The sequence below is a fragment of the Virgibacillus sp. genome, assembly GCF_013393565.1.
GTDB classification, from domain to species: Bacteria; Bacillota; Bacilli; order Bacillales; family Amphibacillaceae; genus Virgibacillus; species Virgibacillus dokdonensis.
On the sequence record NZ_JABXHF010000017.1, the window covers coordinates 1 to 24,863 of the forward strand.

The window sequence follows — 24,863 nt, forward strand, 5'->3', positions numbered from 1 at the left end:
ATGAAGAATTAAAAAGACGGATTGAAGAATATATCTACTGGTACAACCATGAACGTTCAAAAGGAAAATTGGCTGGATTAAGTCCAGTAGAATACCGAACTCAATCCAGCCAATCAGCTGCATAATATAGAATGTATACAATATAAAGGTTAATATTATGAGGCAATGAACGAGAGTTTTCTCCATAAAACACTAGTGATAAGCGAAATTAGCTACTATTATTTAGCTTTGTGCAAAACTTTATTGTCAATTTCCTGCTTAATCATAGCGATAAACGCATCAAGCAAAACCGTTTCTGTTTCTTTTTCCCCGTAACGGCGAATATTTACAGCATGTTCGTTCACTTCATTATCACCTAGAACAAGCGCAAATGGTATTTTTTGCGTTTGGGCCTCTCGAATTTTATAACCAATCTTTTCATCACGCTCATCTACTGCAACCCTTACTCCTTCTAACCTTAATTTATCAGCAACCTGTTTCGCATAATTCAAATGCGCCTTTGGAGACACTGGAATCACTTTTACCTGAACAGGAGCAAGCCATACAGGGAACGCACCTTTATATTCTTCAATGAGGAATGCAACGAAACGTTCCATTGTAGAAACGACACCGCGATGAATAACTACCGGGCGGTGATGTTGACCATCTTCACCAATATATGTTAAATCAAATCGTTCAGGAAGATGAAAATCAAGTTGAACGGTTGACAATGTTTCGTCTTTTCCTAATGCTGTTTTCACTTGTACATCCAGCTTTGGACCATAAAACGCTGCTTCACCTTCAGCTTCTACATAATCTACTTGTAGTTCTTCCATCGTCTCTTTAAGCATTGCTTGTGCTTTTTCCCACATCGCATCGTTGTCCACATATTTCTCTTTATCTTCGGGATCACGATAGGATAAGCGGAAATAATAATCCTTAATACCAAAATCCTCATATACTTTTTGCACAAGCTCAACAACACGAATAAATTCATCTTTTAATTGATCTGGACGAGCAAAAATATGGGCATCATTTAAAGTCATGGCTCTCACACGCTGTAACCCAGCTAATGCTCCAGACATCTCATAACGATGCATTGTTCCAAGCTCAGCAATACGTACAGGAAGACTCCGATAGCTGTACAGCTGATTTTTGTATACCATCATATGATGTGGGCAATTCATTGGTCTTAGTACTAATTCTTCGTTGTCCATCTTCATCTCTGGGAACATATCTTCATGATAGTGATCCCAATGCCCGCTCGTCTTATATAACTCGACACTTCCCAATACAGGCGTATAGACATGGTCATAACCAAGACGTTCCTCTAAATCAACAATATAGCGTTCAATAATTCTACGGATTGTCGCACCTTTTGGAAGCCAAAGCGGTAGACCTTGTCCTACCTTTTGCGAGATAGTAAAAATATCTAATTCCTTACCTAGTTTCCGATGGTCACGTTCTTTACGTTCTTCCAACAACTTTAAATAAGCTTCCACTTGACTTTGTTTTGCAAACGCCGTTCCATAAATGCGTTGTAATTGTTTATTATTACTATCCCCACGCCAATAAGCACCTGAAATACTTAACAGCTTAAAAGCCTTAATTTTATTTGTAGAAGGTACGTGAATTCCGCGACATAAATCAAAAAACTCTCCTTGTTTATAAATCGTAACTTGTTCATCTTCTGGGATGGCATCAATTAGCTCTAGCTTCAAGGGGTCGTCTTGAAACATTTCTATAGCATTTTCTCTTGATACTTCTAAACGTTCTATTTCTAGAGCTTCGTCTATTATTTTTTTCATTTCTTTTTCAATTTTCGGCAGATCTTCAGGTGTAATCGAATGCTCCATGTCCATATCATAATAAAAACCTTCTTCAATTACTGGACCGACACCAAAGTTCACATCTTTATACAATCGCTTAATCGCTTGAGCCATTAAATGAGCTGTCGAATGACGCATAATTTCTATACCCGCATCATCTTTGTTCGTAATAATTTCTATGGATCCACCATGGTCTAATTTACGTCTTAAATCAAACGGTATACCATCTAACTTAATAGCTAATGCCTGTTTTTTTAATCCAGAGGAAATGGAACCGGCAACCTCCTCGCCAGTTACGCCTTTTTGAAAAGCTTTTTCTGCTCCGTCTGGAAATACAAAAGTTAATTCTTCTGCCATTATCATCACTCCTCGTCAAATTAAAAAACGCCCATCCCTTTGCTTATTTGCAAAGGGACGAGCGTTGGTCACGTCGTGGTTCCACCCTAATTCCCGTAAATCATTACGGCTTCATTCATCTATAACGTAGATGGTACGCTGTTGCTTTGCTATCGCAACAGGGCTCGAAGGTGGTAAACCATTCCTAGTAAGCGGGAACTTCCAGCCAATGATTCCCTTCTCTATCCTACCTCGTAAATGATTCTTGTCCTTTTCATCGCCGATTGTTAAGTTAATAATAATATAATTTGTATTATAGCGCTTGATTATAGAAAAAGCAAGCCTATTGTTGTTCTTTCTGCATATAGTGAGAGAATGGAAACTTGCGAAGTGGTTCAAAAGTCACTCTTTCCTGAAATACATTAATCACTGTTAACGTTTTTGGTTCTGACGGCTCATCTCCATAAATATAAATATGCTCAGGTGCCATCGCAATAAGTGGAGCTAAATTAAACTCATTATCATCCAAACCTACTAAATACAATGGTTCTTTTTGCATCAACATTCGTAATTCTAGCCGTGAAAGAGGTTTACCGTTGCCATTGTAAAAAGAAAATGTTTCACCTTGTACCATATAAATATGAGGTACAGAAGATTTACGATTTAAGACGAAACCTCTTAGCATATTAATGAATTCTTGGTGCTCTTCTTCTCTTTTATACTCATCAATTGCAAGACCGACATAATGAACAACATTATCCTGAAATACTTTTAGTCGAAATTTCACTAATGAGTCATAGTGAATGGTCGATGTATCTTTTATGTTTGCAATGAAGAGTGATTCAAGTAGCTGCTGTGGGTTTTCATTTTTTCTTACAAATAGGCTATCTTTATCCGTACCAGTCATTACCCAATTCGTTAACTCTAAGATCTTTTCCTTTTCATTTGTATCTGTATAAAAATAATAATCTTCTATAACCGACGTTATCCATTTTCCCATACGGTGTGTAATAAATACATTCGTTAAAGATTTCGCAATTGCTGGGATAAGTACTTGATTTGGAATATTTGCATCAAATTGTAAATGATTCCCCCATTCTTTATGTGTTTTCCAATACAGGTTAATCTGTTTATTATGCTGGCGCATCTTTTCACAGAAACGAATGACTTCTTTATCTGACTCGATAAATAATTCCACCAATACATATCACCCTCATCCAACCAAACTGTTACATTATATGGACAAAGGGTGAAAATAATGAGTAATCAGTAAAAACTAGTAAAGATCGATAAAAATAGAAATGTTAATAATGCTTTTTTATTATAATAGAGGTATTTAAATCCTACCTCTTATTAGAAAAACTTGACTTGTCGTCGCCAAGTCTTATGGCGATTGGCATAGTTTTTCTTATACTATAACCCTTAAAACTTTTATACTTTCTTATAGTGGAACAAAGGCTCAGGGTGGCAAGCCCCTTTTTAGTCGGTCTTCCTCTTAGCTAAGAACCAATGATGACTTATCATAGGCGTTTTCGTGAAGTCGCCTAGTTGCTGGGCGATGGAGAAGGACGTGGCTATTCGGTTTTTTCTTTATACACAAGCACCTAATTTGTGCTTTCTTAACTTATTAGAAAAAAATTGGCTTATCTTTATTTATAGTGGGAGCTGTAGTTTTTCTTATACTATAAATCTTTAAATTTTTATACTTTCTTTTAGTGTAATTGGAAAATCCAAGTGAAATTTTCACTTGGATTTATGTTCTCTCTTAGGTTAGAGATTCATTTCCATGATAGAGGAACGGTCCATATCAATCACCATTATTCCAAAAAGAAAGAAACAAGTTTACTAGAAATATCAATGGATTATTACGTTCGCCTGTTTTCAGCAAAAACGGCTACTGGTTGGCTCACTTGTTTCATTCGCTCAATGATACGACCTGCTTTCACTTCTTCCACACCATTTCTAGTAGAAGCTAAGTGTGTTTCAAGTTCTTCCATGCTGTAATTGGAAGTGAAAAATACGGGTAACCCTTCCATCATACGATACTGCAATAAAGACCCTAGAATTTCATCGCGAAACCACGGGGATTGCATCTCCGCACCTATATCATCAAGCATAAGAACATCCGTCTTTTTAAAATACGCCAATTTTTTATTCAACGAGTCATCTTTCATCGAAGCCTTCATTTCTCTTACAAATTCAGGCATATAAATTAATGCTGAAGAGATATACATTTCTTTTAATTTATTAGCAAGCGCCCCGAGGAAATAAGTTTTTCCTACACCGAAAGGACCGTATAAATACAATCCCTTAGAAGGAATTTCTTGTTCACAACCACTTATAAACTTCACAATTTCTCGAACAGCTTGGCTACGTTTTGGATCAGCATCAATATGATCAATTTTAGCTTCCAATATCTGTTTAGGCATATATAAGCTTTGAACTAATTGCTGTTGTTCTCGCTGCTTTTCATAATCAATTCGCCGATAACATTTTTCATAGGACAAATGGATCTCTCCACCTTCGACGTTTAACACGGGGGAGTACCCTTGAATCATATTCATGCAATCATTAAAACATGTACAGTGACTACATTGTTTAGACTGTGTCTTAAACTCATGTAGTTTAATTAAGTTTTTATCTATTTCTTTCTTAGTTAACTCTGGATGCTCAGCTATAAGTGCTTTTATTTCCGGGTCACTTAATATTTCTTGGCGAATTTTAGCATAGTGCTCCTGAAAATTTTGGTTTTGTCTCATCCATTTTTGCAACGTCGATTGTACTGGTTTCATATCCATCATCCTTGATAATGCGTTTATTTGTTATAGCTTGAATACTGCTTTAACAGCATTTCAATTTCTTTCTGCTCTTGCACTTCATCCACTTTGTCTTCCTTCGTAGCAGCAACTTCCTGTTTTTGTTGCTTTTTTTGTTGTTTAAACCAATCGGGAACGACTTCTTTCGATTGCGTTTTTCTAGTTGGCTTTTTTGAATTTTTATAATTAGTTACTTCTTTTTTCGCAAAAGCCATTGCTTCTTTCGCAGTTTTTAAATTAGCCCTAGACCAATGACTAGCAATCTTAGATAAATAATTTTTAGATAACTTCATATTTGTTTGCAAAAGTACATAATGTATTAAAACATTCATAACAGGTGCTGGCAATCCTTGTGATGTCATAATGTCGCCGATTAATCGTAGGTCTTGTTCAGAAGCATGATGGCCACTTGACAAATCTTCCAACAATTGTTTAGGCGAAATATGCTCCAAATGATAAATGAGCTGTTCTTCTTTCGTACTTCCTACTGGTTCTTCTCCCTTATGCACTTCTTTAGTCACTTTTTCTACGAGACGGACAGACTTTTCCTGATTTTTCGACTGAAATAAATCAAAGCAAGCTGCTTTGAATTCATTTATATGCAATCTATTTTCTTCCGTTAAAGCCCACAAAATTGCTTTTTCTATTTCATATGTTTCCAACTCATATAGTAACATCATCTGGGTTATTACTTTACGATTGTAAGCTGTAAGTACCTTTTTAGTTGGAATCATACGTTGCTTCAAGCTATGTTCAACAGAAGTAAAATCTACATTATCTAAATTCACGCCTTGCTGTATTTGCTTCTGCTCCTCCTTTGGCAAGGAATCAGGAATAATCGTTTGAAATACATCTTGGAAGGAAGCAGTTATATTATTACCATCTACTGACTGTTTGTTTACAGCATAATGTTGCTCTAAATGGGCATATTTTTCTCTACCAATATGATGGTATAAAAGCTGAGAAAGCATTGGATCTTTAAAAAATTGCCCAGGCGAAAAAGCAGGCTTTAACACATACGTAAACACTCGATTATCATTGCTATTCAACTCATAAGTTTTAAGTAAACCAATGCCTTCTAATTTGCGTCTGGCAACGTAAATCCCGTCTAAAGGAAGATTTAAGTAATTCATTAAAGTGTGATGCGTCTGAGGAATTTGCTTATCAGCTTGTAATTCTCGTTCATGGAGTAATGTTTGATACAGGATAATAGCAGCCATTCCAATTAAAGGTTGGTATAAATGAGTTAATGATTTTGCATAATCCGTTGGCAGATTTCCTTGAAATTCCACCCAGTATCCTTCAATGGGTAAAATTTTGCCTATCCTGTTCATCCCCATCTAACCCTTTCCATCCGTGTTATATTCTTTATTATTATTCATAATATCCTTTAGCTCGTCTAGGAAAACATTTATATCCTTAAACTGTCTATATACTGAAGCAAAACGTACATATGCAACTTCATCGACCTCAGAAAGGCGGTCCATAATTTGTTCCCCTACATCTTTACTATGAACTTCTGAAATACCTTCATTTCGTAATTCTTTTTCTACATTTAAAGCAATCTCTTCAATGGTTTCTAACGGTACAGGGCGTTTTTCACAAGCTTTAATTAAGCCACGAACTAACTTATCCCGACTAAATTCTTGCCTCGCGCCGTCTTTTTTCACTACGATCAACGGTACATCTTCAATCCGTTCGAATGTTGTAAACCGGAAGCCACAACGTTCACACTCTCTTCTTCGCCGAATTGCTTGTCCTTCTTCTATTGGTCTGGAATCGAGTACTTTTGTGCTTTTATTTTGGCAATTTGAACATCTCATCGTTCTGCCCACTCCTCATTTCAACCGTTACCTGTCTTGTTTCGTGATGAAAGGTAATGCTTTATTTATTTCTCTATATAATTGTTGAATGACTTTTGTACTATAACCAAAATCTATTGGTAGTTGAGATTCTGTTGTAACAGAAAAATCAATAGCGGTTTGATACGGTCGTACCATAATTACTGTTGCAATAATAAATGCTTTTTTCCCTTTTTTAACTTGTATACTTAATTCTCCATGCTCTTTAGATATAGCATGAATGTCATATTTTGAAGACTGTTCAAATAAATTTTCAAGTGCTTGCATTGCTTTTTCTTTCGTTGTTTTATAATAATGTGTTTGTAAACTGGCATTCCAATGATTATCTTGTGTTTCAGCATGATTACTAAAATATTTGGAAATGGTATTCCGAAAACCCATTTTAAAAAGCCACCTTCATAACATAGATATTCTATTGTATAGTAGTTTCATTTTAACATGTTTTTCATAAAACCTCTATATCACAACAAAAGCAAATAGCGCATACATAACAAAAGCCTTTGACATAACAGACCTTACGTACATAAAGCATACTAGTAAATTACTTCAGAACTAATTCTTCTAATAAACTATAAACATAGACAAGAATGGGTTGATAGACTATGTTATGTCTATCAACCCACTTTTTTCATTATGTTACAATTTTCGCATAATATCTGTTTCCCTCAGCTTAGAAAACTTGGCTTAACACTAACCCCATATAAACTCTGATTCAGCACGTTAAGTACCTCACGCTCTGTTTTCTTCTACTTACACAATAACTATAGAAAAAGGATATTAATTACTTATTTTTTTGTGCTGAAACTTAATGTTCCCATTCCTCTTGTAATTTCCATTTTTTCTACTTTGCCTGCCTGCAGGTGTTGTGATATACATTCTACCGCTATGTAAGGATCAATATTTTATCCACATGTATATACATCAACACTGGCATAGCCATGTTCTGGGAAACTATGTACTGTAAGATGAGATTCAGAAATAATAATGACACCACTTATTCCAATTGGTGCAAACTTATGAAACGTAACTTCTCTTATTTCTGCTCCAGCCTTTAAAGCAGCTTCAACGAAAAACCGTTTCATTTCTATTATGTTATTTAATACATCTTTATTGCATTTCCAAAGTTCAACAATGATATGCCTTCCCTTTGTATCCATTCACTACTTCATCCTTATAGTGTTCTTCATTTAACTGAAAAGCTCATAACTATAATTATAGCATGATTGTTTCATTTGAATACAACGAAAAGTATAAACGTTTTCTATATGGATTGCAATATTTTCATTCCGTTCAAAGTGAACTTTGCATAGGCCCGTTCTTGAAATGTAATTTATTTTCCATAAAGTGAATCTTCAATCAGTAGGGCCATTCACTATCCCCACTGATTGTCAGCGCCATCATTTTTACCTACAAGACCGACTTGGGATAAGAACATTATAATATTGTAGAAGTGTCAAACGTAAAAAGTTTTGCTACTTATTCATTTGATGTTAATTAGCTCATTTGCATATGCTTTTCAACAAGATAATGACCTACAAGTTTCGTTAAATCCAATACACGCTTAGAGTAGCCCCATTCATTATCATACCATGCTAATACTTTGATTTTGCGCCCCTCCATGACTATCGTTGACAGACCATCTATAATAGCGGAATATTCAGTAGTTGTATAATCAATAGACACTAGTGGCTCATCACTATACTGAATAATGCCGCTATAGTCAGCATCGGCAGCTTTTTTAAATACTTCATTAACTTGTCTAGCTGTAACTTCTTTTTTTACATCCACTACAAGATCTACTAATGAAACGTTAGGTGTTGGTACACGTAAAGCCATGCCATGAAGTTTGCCATTTAAATGAGGGAGCACTTCTCCCAAAGCTTTAGCTGCACCAGTAGAAGTTGGGATAATAGATTGGGTGCAACCTCTAGCTCTTCTTAAGTCTTTATGTGGATTATCAATGTTTTTTTGGTCATTTGTAAAAGCATGTACAGTCGTCATTAACCCATTTTCAATACCGAAATAATCATCAATAATTTTTACAACAGGTGCAAGACAGTTTGTAGTACAGGAAGCATTGGAAACAACATCATGCTTTTGTGGATCATAAGCATCTTCGTTAACTCCCATTACTATCGTTTGATCTACTTCTTTACCTGGTGCAGTAATGACTACTTTTTTAGCTCCTGCACGAAGATGCCCACCAGCGCTTTCTTTCGTTTTGAATTTTCCAGTAGCTTCAATTACGACATCAATTGCTAGTTCCTCCCAAGGTAATTGTTCTGGAACTCGAGAATTAACTAATTCAACATGGCTTTCTCCTACCATAATTCCTTTGTGAAGCGGTTTCACTTCCTCGTCTAAAATTCCATGTACGCTGTCATATTTAATTAAATGTGCTAACGTTTCAGCTGGATAACTAGCATTAATCGCTACCACATTTAAATTTTTATCTTTTATCGCTTGTCGAAAAACCATTCGCCCAATACGGCCAAATCCATTTATTGCAATTCTCGTTTTTCTCATACGACTTCCCCCTATTATGAGTTATACTTTTTTAATTTATTTATTAATTAGTATAACACATTTAAAGAAATATGTGACTATAAAATTCGATTTCGAATATATTTCAGTTTTCTTATGATTTCGAACTATAGTATTTTGACATACTCAGTTCGTTTTAATGGTTTATAAAAGGTTTTTCATATCATAATTTTTATAAGAACGAAGCGTCGGTCGTCTGTTTAGCAACGTGGCGAATGGAACAAATCAACGAAGATAAAGGCATCACAGTAAGTGGCCGGAACGATGGCGACTTATCCTAGGGCTACTTCCTGATGTCGCCTAGCTGTTGGATGATTCCTTATCTAAAAACACCTCACTTTATAATTTAATATCTTTTTAGAAAAAATTTGCTTAGGGCTTTCTTTTTGCTTATGCGAGAAACCCGTAGTTCTATGCTTTCTTATAAAAAACATTCGCACCAAGAATGGATGCGAATGTTTTTTTGATTTAACCAGGGAGTATATTCCATGCTAATAGCAACTTTTCCAGTTGCTCAAAAGATTCAAGCTTTGATCCAGTATTATCAATAACGCCGTCAGCTTTTTTGACTTTTTCTGTTATAGGCATTTGCGCTTTTATTCGCTGCTTCGCTTCCGCTTCAGAATAGTCGTCCCTCTCCATTAAACGCTGTAATTGCGTAGCTTCATCAACATAAACAACAATTGTTTTATCAACGAGCGAAGTCAAATTATTCTCAAACAATAAAGGAATATCAAGCACAACACATGTATATCCTGATTGAAGATAAGCGTCTCTTTTTTCAACCATTTTTTCTCTTACAGCAGGATGAACAATATGATTTAATTGCTCTCGCTTCTGTTCATCTGCAAATATAATTTCACCTAGCAACTCTCGGTTTAATGTTTTATCCTTTCTCAAGATTTCCAGGCCAAAATGTCGAATAATTTCTTCATACGCTCTCTCCCCGGGTTTTACAACTTCCCTAGCAAGTTTATCCGCATCAATTACAGGAATACGAAGATCATCAAACATTAAAGAAATAGTACTTTTTCCCGTTGCAATGCTACCAGTTAGACCAATAATTACACTCATTATATCACCTCTTTATTGGCTGACAGCTTGTACAAATATGTGTCCCACGTCCACCAACTTTTAATTTGGCAATGGTATTACCACATGTTTTACAAGCTTTATTTTCTTGACCATATACATAAAGTTTTTGTTGAAACATCCCCATTTCACCTTGGCTATTGACATAAGAGCGTATCGTTGTACCGCCCTGCAATACAGCCTCTTCTAAAGTAGCAATGGCTTGCTTGCGAACTTCTTTTATTTCTTTCTGCGTTAATTTGTTTGCTGGTACTAAAGGATGAATACGTGCCTTGAACAATGTTTCATCCACATAGATGTTTCCTAATCCAGCTACAATCGTTTGATCTAATAAAGCGGATTTAATAACGCGCTTTGTTTTTTTCAGCTTCTCAATAAAGTATTCTGCCGTAAATGCATCATCGAATGGGTCAGGACCTAACAAACATAACGGCTTTTGATTCATTACTTCTCCCCGATGAAACAAATGCATCGTGCCAAATTTTCGGACGTCATTATAACGTAATTCTTCTCCGGTAGAAAATCGAAAGATAATATGCGTATGTTTCTTTACCGGTTCTCCTTCTTGATGAACGCTATATTTCCCTTCCATTCGAAGATGTGAAACGAGAACATAATCGTTTAGTTCAAACAATAAAAATTTCCCTTTTCGATGAATGTCTAAAATTTTTTGCCCTATAATCTCTGACTGAAATTGCTTTATATCATCAGGTTGCTTAATTATTTTTGGCCAATGAATATCTATTTGATCAATCGTTCTGTTGATTACAAATCGTTTTAACGTGTTGCGAATGGTTTCTACTTCTGGTAATTCCGGCATCTCCTTAACTCCTTACTTAGCATCAAACCAACTATCTCCATAAGCATAATCAACCTTTAAAGGTACATTTAAATCCACTGTATGTTCCATAATAGCTGGCACTATTTCTTTTAATGTCTCTACTTCAGACTGCGGTGCTTCTAAAATTAATTCATCGTGTACTTGTAATAAAATTCGTGCTTGCAACTGTTGTCCCTCTAGCTTACCATGCAAATCAATCATTGCTTTTTTAATAATGTCCGCTGCACTTCCTTGAATTGGCGTATTCATAGCAGTTCGTTCAGCAAAACTTCTTTGATTAAAGTTACGACTGGTAATATCCGGCAAATATCTTCTACGATTCATAATCGTGCTTACGTACCCCTTATGTTTTGCTTCTTGAACGATCTCTTCCATGTATGTCTTTACCCCTGGGTAACTCTCAAAATATCGATCAATAAACTGTTTCGCTTCTTTTCGAGTAATACCTAGGTTCTGCGATAATCCGTAATCACTAATGCCGTATACAATACCGAAGTTAACTGCTTTTGCTTGTCTACGCATATTTGCGGAAACTTCTTCTTTATTCACATGAAAGACATCCATCGCTGTCTGCGTATGAATATCTTTTTCTTGTTTAAATGCCGTCATTAATTTTTCATCGCGTGCAATATGTGCTAATACTCTCAACTCAATTTGAGAGTAATCAGCAGCAAACATAACCCAATCCTTTTGAGCAGGAATAAAGGCTTGACGTATTTTCCTACCTTCTTCCAAACGTATAGGGATATTTTGTAAGTTTGGTTCGATGGAGCTTAAACGACCTGTTTGCGTTAGTGCTTGATTAAAACGAGTGTGAATTTTATTTGTTTTTTCATCTACTACTTTTAATAACCCTTCAATATAAGTGGACTGCAATTTACCCAATTGGCGATATAATAACAGCTTCGGAATGATTTCATGCTCATCCTGAAGTTGTTCTAACACATCAGCAGCAGTGGAATAACCCGTTTTAGTCTTCTTAATAACTGGGAGACCTAGTTTTTCAAACAGAATTGGACCCAGCTGTTTTGGAGAGTTTAAATTAAACTCCTCACCAGCCAATTCATGAACCTCTTTCTCTAATTCTGCTAAACGATTTTTCAAGTCGGTGCGCATTTCTTCTAAACGTTTTGTATCAACAAGCACGCCCGTATGCTCCATCTCTCCAAGGATAAGCGCCAATGGCATTTCTAACTCCTTAAACAATCCGTACTGTTCATTTTCTTTAAGTTGCTTTTCCATCTGTGGTTTCAGCTCGTACAGCATGCTTGCTTTCCTTACCACATGTTCTCTAAAAATCGACTGTTCTGGGAGCTTCCGCTTTGCTCCCTTCCCATACACCTCGTCATCTAGATACACATCCGTTCTTCCTAATCTGTGGCTAATAGCTGGTATATCATGATTGTTTTCCGATGGGTTAATTAAATAAGAAGCTAAGAGCATATCAAACGCGATACCTTCAATGTGCATATTAACTCGTGATAAAGAAACAAATGTTTTTTTGGCATCAAATACATATTTTTTCATAGAAGAATCCCGTAACCATGATTGAAATTGTTCGGATTGCATGGCTATATCTTTTGGTAAAAAGTAAGCCGCTTCCTCATTAACGATGGAAAAGCCTTGAATGGATGCTTGATGATAATTTTCTTCTAACATTTCAACAATAAGTGCTTCTTCTCCAGTAAACAAATCATGGTTTACTTCATCTAATATGGAAAATTCAATTGGAGGATGTTGTTCCGCTGTTTCCATTGGCTTATCTTCGTCAGACCCTTGCATACGAGTTAATAACGATTGAAAGCCGAGTTCGGTAAAAATCGCTCTGACTTTATCTTGCGCATATCCGCTATAGATAACATCGTCAGGTTTAATTGTAATTGGTGAAGATCGGTTAATGGTTACAAGTTCTTTACTCATAAAGGCTTCTTTTTTATGAGTTGCTAGCTTCTCTTTCAGCTTTTTCCCACTAACATCTTCCAAATGGTCATACACATTTTCTAATGTATGAAATTGTTTTAGTAATTTGACTGCCGTTTTCTCCCCCACCCCAGGGACACCTGGGATATTGTCTGAATTATCTCCCATCAATGCTTTCAAATCAATAATTTGTTCTTGCGTAATTTCCATTTTTTCCTTTAAAAAAGCAGGTGTATAACGCTCAACATCGCTAATTCCTTTTTTAGTCAAACTTACAGTCACGTGATCAGAAACTAATTGAAGCAAGTCTTTATCACCAGATATAACGGTTACTTCCCATCCATTTTCTTCTACTTGCTTGGATAGTGTACCGATTATATCATCTGCCTCATAATTATCCAGTTCATAATGTGGGATAGAAAATGCATCTAATACTTCTTTTAATAAAGGGAATTGTTCCGATAGTTCTGGAGGTGTTTTTTGTCTTCCTCCTTTATATTCCTTATATGTATCATGTCTAAAAGTTGTTTTACCGGCATCAAACGCAACCAACATATGTGTAGGCTTTTCTTCCTCTATCATTCTTAATAGCATGGTTGTAAAGCCATATACAGCATTTGTATATACGCCTTTATCATTATTTAAAAGCGGCAACGCGAAGAATGCACGGTAAATAATACTGTTACCATCAATTAATACCAATTTATTGCTCATAGTTTCGCCTCCGATTATTTCATCATTAAGCATATTTTATCATTCTATCCCTATAAAGTGAAACGCCGTATGCGTCACGTCTTATTTGTTTATACTACAATATTCTAAATGTATATTAATAAAATAAGCCAAGCTCACTGTTTTTATTAAAACTTAGCTGTAGCTCGTCTTCTCTACTACTTACCCCTAATTTTCTATCATTCAAGAAAAAAGGGATAGGAGACCCTTAGGTTTCAGCTCCTATCCCTTTTATTCGTTATTGTATCTTACCGTCCTTATTCATTGGCAGACTAACCACTATCTTTGTCCCTTTATTAATTTCACTTTCTATATCAATCGTACCATCATGTACTTCTACAATATGTTTGACAATCGCTAAGCCGAGTCCTGTTCCTCCGGTATTACGACTTCTAGCTTTATCCACTCTGTAAAAACGTTCGAATATACGAGGCAGAGCTTCCTTCTCAATACCTATCCCTGTATCCTCCACTTCAATAAGCGCGTTACTGCCTTGATTCATAATCCGTAAATAAATATGTCCATGCTCTGGTGTATAGTTTATAGCGTTATCGATAAGATTAATAATAATTTGCTTCACTTTTTCTTTATCCGCTGTAAGTTGTAAACTTTGCTGAATAGATTTATCAAATGTCAATCCTTTATCAGCAAACTTTTGATGAATGACTGGAATTACTTCATCTACCAATTCACGCATAGAAAAGGTGGAAAGAACTAGTTGGTGATTTTCTTTTTCTAGTCGAGAAAGAATCAACAAATCCTGAATTAATAATTGTATCCGGTGACTCTCATTATAAATTATTTCTAAGAATTCTTTGTTTTTCTCCAAATCTTTCATCGGATTATCTAATAATGTTTCAGCAAATCCCTTAATAGACGTAATTGGAGTTTTTAACTCATGCGAAACATTCGCAACAAAGTCTTTTCGCATTAATTCCAGCTTTTTTAACTCCGTTATATCATAAAGAACGAGCACCGCCCCTTTTAATAAATTACGTTCATCAAAAATAGGGGCGCCAACTATCTCAATATAGTATTTATCCAAGCCTTTATAATGCGTAAACTCCTCTTTAATATTTCGCTCGTACAAGAAAGTTTTTTGAACCGTTTCATGAATAACTTCATTGTGCAGAACATCATAATAAAGATGGCCTTGAAAATCATTCGTTGTTTGCCCAAACATAACAAGAAATTTACGGTTAACGAAGTGGATATACCCTTTTGCATCAATTAAAACAAGTCCACTTTGTGTATTTTCTATAATCGTAGATAATTGTTCTGCCTGCATTTGCTCTTGAATAGTTAATTCATTTAAATTTCGCGCTAAAGCATTAATCTTCGTACTTAACTGCCCAATACTGTCTGTACTTGGATGATGAAATCTAGCTCGATAATTACCTTTTACAATCTCATCCACTGTCTTCGTTGCTTTTTTAATAGGCTTTAAGACTGTTTCATATAAATGTATGATAAATAACAATAAAACGATAAATTGAATTACTAGTACTGCAGCTAATACTAGATAATCTCCAATTAAAACACTTAACAAAATACCGGTTACTAAAACAACTAAAAAAACACCTACTGTGTAACCGAATATAGGTTTTTCAAACAAAAATCGCATTAACTAGGGTCCTCCAATTTATAACCAAGACCTCGTACCGTTTTAATATAAACAGGTTTTTTAGAATCTGGTTCTATTTTATCCCGTAAATGAGAAACGTGAACATCCACAATACGGGTATCACCAACAAAATCATAATCCCATACACCGCTAAGAAGTTGGTCACGTGAAATAACCTTTCCTTTATTCTTTGCTAGATAATATAACAGTTCAAATTCTTTTCTCGTAAAGGTAATCACTTTCCCTGCCATTTCTGCTTCATATCTTTCAGGGAACACCGTTAAATCACCAACTTGTATAAATGAAAAATTAGATTTTTCTACTCTCTTTGCTCTCCGTAAAATAGCTTTAATTCTAGCTACCACTTCTTTTGGGCTAAAAGGCTTCGTTAAATAATCATCTGCACCTAATTCCAATCCAAGCACTTTATCAAATTCCTCATCTTTAGCAGTAAGCATAAGAATTGGTGTGTTTATTTGGTTATTCCTTAAATACCTACAAACATCCATGCCATCCATCTCAGGGAGCATAAGATCTAAAACAATCAAATCATAACTGTTGCTTTGTGCTTTTTGTACTGCTTCATAACCATCATAAGCAACATCTGTCACAAAGCCCGCTTTTTCGATATTAAAGTTAAGCAATGTTACAATAGATTTCTCGTCATCTACAATTAAAATTTTCTCGTTCATATCCAGTCCCCGTTTCTACATACTTTAATAGGTTCCATCTACATCTTACACTGAATTGTTAAGAATGTGAATACGATAAGAATTTGTAAATTTATTTTTACACAGTATCAATGTATGAAAAGGAATGTTTATTGAACGATAATACATTTTATGCTAATAAGGGATAAGTTATGAACAAAGTTTTAGAGTAGTTTTAAAAGAAGTTTTCTAAAGATTGCGCAGTTAACGTATTTGGTTTATGAGCTGGTGTCACATACAACTTACCGTTTAAAACGACTTCTCCTTCCTCATCCTTTGCAAGTACATTCATAGCTAGACACTGATTGCTCTCATCAATGGCAATTACTTCTAGAGAAATATCTACTTCGGAATTATGATAGACTGCTCTAGGGAAAACCATTTCGTGATGAATAATATGGCTTCCTGGCCCTGGCAATTCCATAGATACTAAAGAAGATACCATGCCATAAAGCATGACAGATGGCACGATTGGTTGTTTATAAGGTGTTAATGAAGCATAGTCATGTTGTAAATATAACGGGTTTGCATCATCCGTTAATCCTAAGTACAACAATAAATCTCGATCATTCATTCGAGTCGTTCGGCTGCACGTATCACCAATTTTGATATCATATAAGGATTTGCCTAACGGTCGTCTTTTTCCAATCAATCCTTTCATCCCCCTATCCATGTAAACGCTTTCTATTATAGCAAAAATTCAGTCATTTGCCAATCCATACGAGGTCATCTACTAAACTAATGCTTTTGTAGTACTTCACGAAATTCAGGGATAGTAGAAAAAGGGTACAAGCGCCCATTTAGCAACGTAGCGATTTAAGTACTGTTATCTCCAACTTAGACTTGATCAATTTCACATCTCCAAATCTTGAAGTGGGAGTCTTACAGCACCTTATGTTCGGGATAAATCATAAAAAGTGTTTGCTTTCCTATGGTACAAAAAACACATGAAACGACAATTTGTTTCATGTGTTTTTCGTTATGCTATAAGCCTTTAATTTAAGACATCTAACACTTTTTTAACAGAATCTGCCGATTTATCAAGTGCAGCTTTCTCCTCTTCCGTTAATTCAAGCTCGATGACCTTTTCTATACCATTTCCACCTAATACAGTTGGCACTCCAAGATAAATGTTTGAATAGCCATATTCTCCTTCAAGGTAAGCAATAGCAGGTAGAACTCGACGCTGATCCTTTAAAATTGCTTCGGCCATTACTGTAAGAGAAGCAGCAGGAGCATAGTAAGCACTTCCATTACCAAGTAACCCTACTATTTCTCCACCGCCTTTTCTTGTTCTTTCTACAATAGCATCTAAACGTTCTTTAGATATTAATGTTTCGAGTGGAATTCCTCCCGCATACGAGTAGCGAATTAAAGGCACCATATCATCCCCATGTCCGCCTAGTACAAATCCTGTTACATCTTTAACAGAAACATTTAATTCTTGGGCAACAAAAGTTCGAAAACGAGCTGTATCTAGTACACCTGACTGCCCAATCACCCGCTCTTTTGGCAAACCAGATTCTTTAAATACTGTGTATGTCATAGCATCAACTGGATTTGTTAATACGACGATATACGTTTCCGGAGAGTATTTCATAATTTCTTGTGTGACAGACTTCATAATCTTAGCATTTGTATTTACTAAGTCGTCACGACTCATTCCTGGCTTACGAGCAATCCCCGCTGTAATAATTACCAAGTCCGAGTCTTTTGTATCTTCATAATTCGAGGTACCAATAATAGACGCATCAAAACCCTGAACAGGACTAGCCTCTAGCATATCTAAAGCTTTACCTTTGGTTGGATCTTCCATATTAGGTATATCAACAAGCACAACATCACCTAATTCTTTTTGCGCAAGCATTAATGCAGTCGTCGCACCAGTGAATCCGGAACCGATTACAGAAATTTTACTTCTCTTTATTGCCATTATAAAAAACCCCTTTGTTCTATTTGGTATAAAGTTAGTCGATTAGTTCGGCAAAAACTTAACAATATCTATGTGTGCATTCATCACACAATAGACGTAAGTTTTACGTCTATTGTGCAGCAAATCCGTTATTAGTCCATGTTTTTAATTAATTCTTTTCCAAACTCGGAACATTTCACTTCTTTAGCACCGTCCATTAAACGTGCAAAATCATACGTAACGACCTTAGAAGCGATTGTTTTATCCATCGCTTTCGTAATCAAGTTAGCTGCCTCTCTCCACTCCAGATGTTCAAGCATTAAAACAGCAGACAGAATAACAGATGAAGGATTTACTTTATCCATGCCTGCATATTTAGGAGCTGTCCCATGTGTCGCTTCGAAAATAGCATGCCCTGTATCATAGTTAATGTTTGCCCCTGGAGCTATGCCAATTCCTCCTACTTGTGCAGCAAGAGCATCAGAAATATAATCTCCATTTAAATTCATTGTTGCTACTACATCAAACTCTTTTGGACGCGTGAGAATTTGTTGTAAGAAAATATCTGCAATCGCATCTTTAACAATAATTTTCCCTGCAGCAACTGCTTCGTCTTGCGCTTTGTTAGCAGCATCCTTACCTTCTTTTTCAACAATGCGATCGTATTCTGCCCAAGTGAATACTTGATCAGCAAATTCTTGTTCTGCTACTTCATATCCCCAATTTTTAAAAGCGCCTTCTGTGAACTTCATGATGTTACCTTTATGTACTAAAGTAACACTTTTGCGTCCTTCATTGAGTGCATATTGGATACTAGCACGCACCAAACGTTTCGTTCCCTCTTCAGATACTGGTTTAACACCAATTCCAGAAGTTTCAGGGAAACGAATATTGGAAACGTTCATTTCTTCTTGTAAAAAATTAATAACTTTATCTACTTCTTCTGAACCTTTTTGCCATTCAATTCCTGCATAAATATCTTCTGTGTTCTCACGGAAAATGACCATGTCCACATCTTCAGGGCGTTTAACTGGAGATGGAACACCGTCGAAATATCGTACCGGACGTAAGCACGTAAATAAATCAAGTTCTTGACGAAGTGCCACGTTTAATGAGCGGAACCCGCCGCCAACAGGGGTCGTTAACGGCCCTTTAATAGCAATTTTATATTGGTTAATTTTATCTAATGTATCTTGAGGTAGCCATTCGCCTGTTTTATCGTAAGCTTTTTTTCCAGCGTATACTTCCAGCCAATCAATTGCTTTCTCCCCATTATACGCTTTCTCCACAGCAGCTTCGATTACTTCACGCGCAGCTGACCAAATATCTGGTCCTGTTCCATCACCTTCAATAAATGGTATAATCGGATGGTTTGGTACATCCATTTTTCCATTTTCTACAACAATTTTTTCTCCCTTTGTCATAACAATGATTACCTCCTAAATTCATTCTGTATATAGTTTAGCAAAAATAAGTCCCAATGAACATCTTTTGCACACTGCCCTTATTTATAAGGATCATTTTCTCTTCGTTGCTATAGTAGAAAATAATCGGTTAATCTACAATTAGCTACATACTATCGTTTATCAATTGTACTATATTCTGGTGAGATAGGCCCTGTATATTCTGCACGTGGACGGATTAAACGATTATTAGCGTATTGCTCAAGAATATGAGCTAGCCATCCCGATGTTCTACTTACTGCAAAAATCGGTGTGAATAAATCATGATCAATTCCTAGGCTGTGATATACAGAAGCAGAATAAAAGTCGACATTTGCCGGCAAACCTTTGTGATCTTTTATATAATCTTCAATTTTAACTGACATTTTATACCATTTAGGTTCGCCAATTAATTCTGTTAATTGTTTCGACATTTCTTTTAAAAACTTCGCCCTTGGGTCTCCACCTTTATAGACACGATGACCCATTCCCATGATTTTCTCTTTATTGTCTAACTTTTCTTGAATGTAAGGGATCGCATTTTCTTCTTCTCCAATTTCTGTAAGCATCTTCATAACGCCCTCATTGGCTCCACCATGTAGCGGACCTTTTAATGCACCAATTGCAGCTGTAACACCTGAATAAATATCAGACAGTGTTGCAACACATACTCTTGCTGTAAAGGTGGAAGCATTAAGTTCATGGTCTGCGTGAAGAACAAGTGCTTTGTTCATAGCTTCTACTTCAATTTCTTTCGGCTCTTTACCATTTAACATGAATAGTAGATTTTCAGCATAATTATAACTTAGCTTAGGCTGAACAGGGTCCTTTCCTTTACGGATTCGTGCAAAAGCGGTTACGATAGAGGCTATTTTTGCTTGAATACGAATAGCTTTTCGCTTGTTTGCTTGCGCTTCCATTACTTCTGCTTCTTCATCGTACAAACCTAACATAGAAACGGCGGTGCGTAGAGCAGTCATTGGATGTACAGTTGACAAATCATAAGAATGTAGATGTTTAATAATTGCTTCTGGTACTACCATATTTGAAGCAAGCTCTTTTTTTAATTCGTCTAGCTCATCTTGTTTCGGAAGTCTTTGATTCCATAGTAAAAAAATCACTTCTTCAAAACTGGAATTTTTAGCTAAATCATCAATCTTATAGCCTACATATGTAAGCTGATCATCTATTATAGAACTAATTGACGATTGAGTTGCTACAACTCCCTCAAGCCCCTTCGTTGTTGTTGTCATAACAAACCCTCTCCTTTGTAAATTATTCAGTGTACTATCTTTCGACATACAATCTAAGAACTAAATAATATCCCCCAATGATAATTATAAAGTATTATGAATCTAATGTGAATTGAAACCGATTAAACTTACTATTAAATTTTACTAGAAGCTTGCATATTTTGCAAAAAAGAGTTTCCTTAGCTTCAACTTTGGTGATAAGAAAGGCTAAGTTACAGCAAAAAAGACAGTAGTATTTACCCACTAAAATAAGACTATAAACTAAAAAACTAAGAAAATAAAAGACTCAAAAATTTTATTCTAATTTTATTTGGACTTGCATAAATATCAAGTAAGTTTTAATGAGTGGGTGAAGTTGTCTTTATACTTAAACGACGCTTTAATTTTTATAGGAAAGCATCAAATTTTTATGCTTTATCATATAAGTAAACCGACGGCGTTCCATTCCTATAAAGACTTGGCGATAGCCAAGTTTTCTCCTATTTTAAAAGGGTTTATTTTCATACTACATGTTAGATTGTTCAAGCGAGGAGTACTTCTCTGTTTAACTAACAGAAAGGAATTTATAAGAAAAGGGATTGAGGTTTTAAAGATGTACAAGCCAAGATTATACCAATTATTGCGTTTTATAATTGTAATAACACTTACTATTTTAGGCTATCTGTTACTAACTGTAGGTTTCTCCTATTTATATCCATTACTTATAGCTAGTATTTTAGCGATGGCAATAAACCCAGTTGCTAATTTTTTTGAGGAAAAATGGAAACTTCCTCGGATGATGGCAGTAAGTGGAACCATGTTATTTACGTTTGCTTTTCTAAGTAGCATCGTATTTATTCTATTTTCTGAATTTATGCAAGGCACTACTTTTTTAGCAACACACCTCCCAGACTATGTGCAAACGTTTAGCAATTATGTAACAAGTATTTTGGATCAAAAAATCATGCCACTATATGAGAAAATGACGACGTACTTACAAGCATTGGACACTTCCCAACAAGAAGCGATAAACAATTCCGTCAAACATATTACAGAACATATTAGTGCGAAACTTTCGGAATCGCTCCAATTCATTTTATTGCAAATTCCTTCTTTATTTACTGCGCTTCCAAGTTCCTTTACTGTAACGGTTTTTATCTTATTAGCAGCTTTTCTAATAGCAAATGATTACCAACAAATTTCCTTGTTCAGTCAAAAAATAATCCCTCATTCACTGCAAACTAAAATAAATAGTGTACAAATGCAATTTAAGAAAACTGTCATCGCATATGTAAAGGCTCAGCTTATTTTAGTAATCATTTCTGCTGTTTTAGTATATATAGGTTTAAAACTCTTACATGTTAATCATGCGTTTACCATTTCGCTATATGTTGCTTTCGTTGACCTTATTCCGTATGTCGGATCTGGCATTATTTTCTTTCCGTGGATGATTTATTTATTTATAGTTGGTGATCATGCTTTAACGATTCAATTAGCGATTCTATACGGTTCTATTGTCATTGTTAGACAAATAATTGAACCAAAAATTTTATCTTCTAGTATGGGGACACACCCACTAGTAGCGCTTATTATACTGTTTATCGGGCTACAAATTTGGGGAATCATTGGATTTATTATTGCTCCCCTTATACTTATTTCCATACAAGCTTTTTATCAAGCAGGTATATTTCAAGATGTATGGAAATTTATTAAAGGTTAGTGCTACCACCTCCGATATATAATAGTTCGTTTATTGATTAGATATTTTAAAAATTTTTCTATTCTTTGGTTGAACAGCTTTCGAGTCGTTGGAATAACTAGTAAAAATCCCACTATATCTGAAATAAAGCCTGGAGTTACTAATAATACAGCACCTATTAGAATACAAATTCCATCAATAATATAGCCTGTTGGGGCTTCGCCACGTTGCATCGAAAGCTGCGCGCGGTTCCAAGTTTCTATCCCTTGTTGTTTTGCTAAATAAAAGCCCACCGCTCCAGTAAGGAGAACAAAGCCTACAACCCACCATGGACCTATCCAACCTCCTATCCAAATAAAAACACCTATCTCTAGAGCAGATAAGATAAATGCAACAAGTAAAAATATTTTCATACTGCACACCTCCTGATCAAACTATATCATACGCTATCCGTATAAAACAGCTTAAACTTTCATAGCCTATAACATAAAAAAAGAGGGCGAAACGCCCCTTTTTTATGTTATAGAACTTTCGTATGTCCTTGATAAATATCACCATTTGCTCCATCAATTGTAATAATTTCCCCATCTTTAATGTCTTTAAACACGTTTTTAACACCAACAATAACAGGGATACCTAGGCTTAATCCTACCACAGCAGCATGGGAAGTTAAGCCACCTTCTTCTGTAACGATCCCAGCAGCCTTTTCAATCGCAGGCATCATTTCGCGATCTGAGCCATATGTTACTACAATGTCTCCTTCACTTACTTTGCTTACTGCTTCTTCTGCTGATTTAACAACAACAGCTTTACCAAAAGCACTTTTTCGACCGATTCCTTGTCCACTAGCAATCACATTACCAATTACGTGCACTTTTAACAAATTTGTAGTTCCACTTTGACCGACTGGAACTCCGGCTGTGATGATAACGCGATTACCATGTTCGACCATGCCAGAACGCAACCCACGTTCTACTGCAATATCGAGCATTTCATCCGTCGATTCAGCCCGTCTACACATAACGGCATGAACTCCCCATACTAAGGAAAGCCTTCGATTTATTCTTTCAGAAAAAGTAACAGCAAGGATTGGTGAATGCGGACGATATTTAGATATCATTCTTGCGGTATGTCCACTTTCTGTCGGAGTTATAATAGCACTTACTGCTAAATTCATAGCTGTATGCGTAACGGATTGACTAATTGCGTCAGTAATTGTCATATCAACATTTCTAGATCGATCTTTCAATATAGAAGAATGATCAATTGCTGTCTCCGCTTTAACTGCAATATTGCTCATCGTTTGCACCGATTCAACTGGATAATCACCTGCTGCTGTTTCGCCTGAGAGCATAATTGCATCTGTACCATCAAAAATAGCGTTAGCTACATCTGAAGCTTCTGCTCTTGTTGGGCGAGGGTTACGCTGCATTGAATCAAGCATTTGTGTTGCCGTAATAACAGGCTTACCAACTGTATTGCACTTTCTAATTAATTGTTTCTGTACTAAAGGTACATCTTCAGCAGGTATTTCAACCCCCAAATCACCACGTGCAACCATTAGCCCATCACTTACTTCTAAAATACTATCAATATTATCGACACCCTCTTGATTTTCAATCTTAGGGATGATCTGTATATGTGTTGCATTATGGTTTTCCAAAAGCTCTTTTATTTCCAATACGTCTGATGCGCGTCTTACAAAAGAAGCTGCAATAAAATCGATATCCTGCCCTATACCGAAAAGAATATCATTTGCATCTTTTTCTGTAATACCTGGTAAATTCACAGATACATTAGGGACGTTAACACCTTTTTTGTTTTTAATTACCCCACTATTCAGTGCAACTGTCTTTAATTCTTGATTAGCCTTATTTACTTCTTTTACTTCTAATTCAATTAAACCATCATCTAACAAAATCTTCGAGCCTTCATGGACATCATCAATTAAGCCAGGATAAGTGACAGAAAAACGTTCTGCAGTACCTTCCACTTCTTTCATAGATACGTAAACAGTTTTACCTTGCATGAGTTCTGCTTGTCCATCAACAAAATCATGCGTTCTGATTTCAGGACCTTTTGTATCCAAGAGAACAGCTACCGTTTTCCCCGTTTTCTCCGCCGCAGCACGGATGTTTTTGATGCGATCTGCGTGCTCCTCATAGTTTCCATGTGAAAAATTAAGTCGAGCAACATTCATGCCACATTCCATCAAATTTTCTAATTTCTCAATTGACTCTGAAGCTGGGCCAATCGTACATACAATTTTAGTATTTCTCATTATAGATCCTCC

General features: G+C 35.8%; 20 protein-coding genes and 1 pseudogene. 2 read left to right on the forward strand and 19 right to left on the reverse strand.

Annotated features, from left to right (window positions below; translation table 11 throughout):
* Window positions 1–125, forward strand: a 125-nt coding sequence (locus tag HLX49_RS05190; protein WP_296360962.1) for an IS3 family transposase, incomplete at its 5' end; no start/stop codon positions are given.
* 93 nt (window positions 126–218) lie between these two features.
* Here HLX49_RS05190 and thrS read toward each other — a convergent pair.
* From thrS to citZ, 17 genes and pseudogenes are all read right to left on the reverse strand, one after another.
* Window positions 219–2,165, reverse strand: coding sequence for a threonine--tRNA ligase (thrS, locus tag HLX49_RS05195; RefSeq protein WP_077703309.1), 1,947 nt, complete (start codon window positions 2,163–2,165; stop codon window positions 219–221).
* 322 nt (window positions 2,166–2,487) lie between these two features.
* Entirely contained in the window at window positions 2,488–3,342 is an 855-nt protein-coding gene (ytxC, locus tag HLX49_RS05200; protein WP_237342864.1) for a putative sporulation protein YtxC, read from the reverse strand.
* Window positions 3,343–4,009: 667 nt separating this feature from the next.
* Complete coding sequence (gene dnaI / locus HLX49_RS05205) at window positions 4,010–4,936, reverse strand: primosomal protein DnaI (protein ID WP_101933784.1); 927 nt, start codon at window positions 4,934–4,936, stop codon at window positions 4,010–4,012.
* Window positions 4,937–4,959: 23 nt separating this feature from the next.
* Entirely contained in the window at window positions 4,960–6,300 is a 1,341-nt protein-coding gene (locus HLX49_RS05210) for a replication initiation and membrane attachment family protein (RefSeq protein ID WP_296360948.1), read from the reverse strand.
* Window positions 6,301–6,783 carry a transcriptional regulator NrdR gene (gene nrdR / locus HLX49_RS05215; protein ID WP_077703306.1) on the reverse strand — a complete coding sequence of 161 codons (483 nt, stop codon included), beginning with the start codon at window positions 6,781–6,783 and terminating at the stop codon, window positions 6,301–6,303.
* Window positions 6,784–6,810: 27 nt separating this feature from the next.
* Complete coding sequence (locus tag HLX49_RS05220) at window positions 6,811–7,203, reverse strand: cytosolic protein (protein ID WP_077703305.1); 393 nt, start codon at window positions 7,201–7,203, stop codon at window positions 6,811–6,813.
* A 404-nt stretch (window positions 7,204–7,607) separates the two neighbouring features.
* Window positions 7,608–7,979, reverse strand: a pseudogene (speD, locus tag HLX49_RS05225) (adenosylmethionine decarboxylase).
* A gap of 337 nt (window positions 7,980–8,316) precedes the next feature.
* Window positions 8,317–9,348, reverse strand: a complete 1,032-nt coding sequence (locus tag HLX49_RS05230; protein WP_101933783.1) for a glyceraldehyde-3-phosphate dehydrogenase — start codon at window positions 9,346–9,348, stop codon at window positions 8,317–8,319.
* A gap of 486 nt (window positions 9,349–9,834) precedes the next feature.
* On the reverse strand, window positions 9,835–10,440 hold the full coding sequence (gene coaE, locus HLX49_RS05235; protein ID WP_296360949.1) for a dephospho-CoA kinase: 606 nt from the start codon (window positions 10,438–10,440) through the stop codon (window positions 9,835–9,837).
* Between the two features lie 4 nt (window positions 10,441–10,444).
* Window positions 10,445–11,278: a DNA-formamidopyrimidine glycosylase gene (gene mutM / locus HLX49_RS05240; RefSeq protein ID WP_101933781.1), complete on the reverse strand. Its 834-nt coding sequence runs from the start codon at window positions 11,276–11,278 to the stop codon at window positions 10,445–10,447.
* A 12-nt stretch (window positions 11,279–11,290) separates the two neighbouring features.
* Complete coding sequence (gene polA / locus HLX49_RS05245; protein ID WP_296360950.1) at window positions 11,291–13,933, reverse strand: DNA polymerase I; 2,643 nt, start codon at window positions 13,931–13,933, stop codon at window positions 11,291–11,293.
* A 256-nt stretch (window positions 13,934–14,189) separates the two neighbouring features.
* Complete coding sequence (gene pnpS, locus HLX49_RS05250) at window positions 14,190–15,575, reverse strand: two-component system histidine kinase PnpS (protein WP_296360951.1); 1,386 nt, start codon at window positions 15,573–15,575, stop codon at window positions 14,190–14,192.
* Window positions 15,575–16,267 carry a response regulator transcription factor gene (locus HLX49_RS05255; protein WP_077703298.1) on the reverse strand — a complete coding sequence of 231 codons (693 nt, stop codon included), beginning with the start codon at window positions 16,265–16,267 and terminating at the stop codon, window positions 15,575–15,577. Before HLX49_RS05255 ends, pnpS begins: the two co-directional genes overlap by 1 nt.
* A 193-nt stretch (window positions 16,268–16,460) precedes the next feature.
* Entirely contained in the window at window positions 16,461–16,937 is a 477-nt protein-coding gene (locus tag HLX49_RS05260; RefSeq protein WP_077703297.1) for a MaoC/PaaZ C-terminal domain-containing protein, read from the reverse strand.
* 342 nt (window positions 16,938–17,279) lie between these two features.
* Window positions 17,280–18,218: a malate dehydrogenase gene (gene mdh, locus HLX49_RS05265; protein ID WP_073010117.1), complete on the reverse strand. Its 939-nt coding sequence runs from the start codon at window positions 18,216–18,218 to the stop codon at window positions 17,280–17,282.
* Window positions 18,219–18,349: 131 nt separating this feature from the next.
* Complete coding sequence (gene icd / locus HLX49_RS05270; protein WP_077703296.1) at window positions 18,350–19,621, reverse strand: NADP-dependent isocitrate dehydrogenase; 1,272 nt, start codon at window positions 19,619–19,621, stop codon at window positions 18,350–18,352.
* Window positions 19,622–19,773: 152 nt separating this feature from the next.
* The gene (gene citZ / locus HLX49_RS05275) at window positions 19,774–20,892 is read right to left on the reverse strand and encodes a citrate synthase (protein WP_077703295.1); all 1,119 of its coding nucleotides are present in this window, start codon (window positions 20,890–20,892) and stop codon (window positions 19,774–19,776) included.
* Window positions 20,893–21,484: 592 nt separating this feature from the next.
* Between citZ and ytvI the strand changes: the two genes are divergently transcribed.
* Window positions 21,485–22,591, forward strand: coding sequence for a sporulation integral membrane protein YtvI (gene ytvI / locus HLX49_RS05280; protein WP_176087301.1), 1,107 nt, complete (start codon window positions 21,485–21,487; stop codon window positions 22,589–22,591).
* Window positions 22,592–22,593: 2 nt separating this feature from the next.
* Here the strand turns inward: ytvI and HLX49_RS05285 are convergent, their stop codons facing one another.
* Window positions 22,594–22,983: an FxsA family protein gene (locus HLX49_RS05285; protein WP_077703293.1), complete on the reverse strand. Its 390-nt coding sequence runs from the start codon at window positions 22,981–22,983 to the stop codon at window positions 22,594–22,596.
* 107 nt (window positions 22,984–23,090) lie between these two features.
* Window positions 23,091–24,851 carry a pyruvate kinase gene (pyk, locus tag HLX49_RS05290; protein ID WP_077703292.1) on the reverse strand — a complete coding sequence of 587 codons (1,761 nt, stop codon included), beginning with the start codon at window positions 24,849–24,851 and terminating at the stop codon, window positions 23,091–23,093.
* Between the last annotated feature and the right edge of the window lie 12 nt (window positions 24,852–24,863).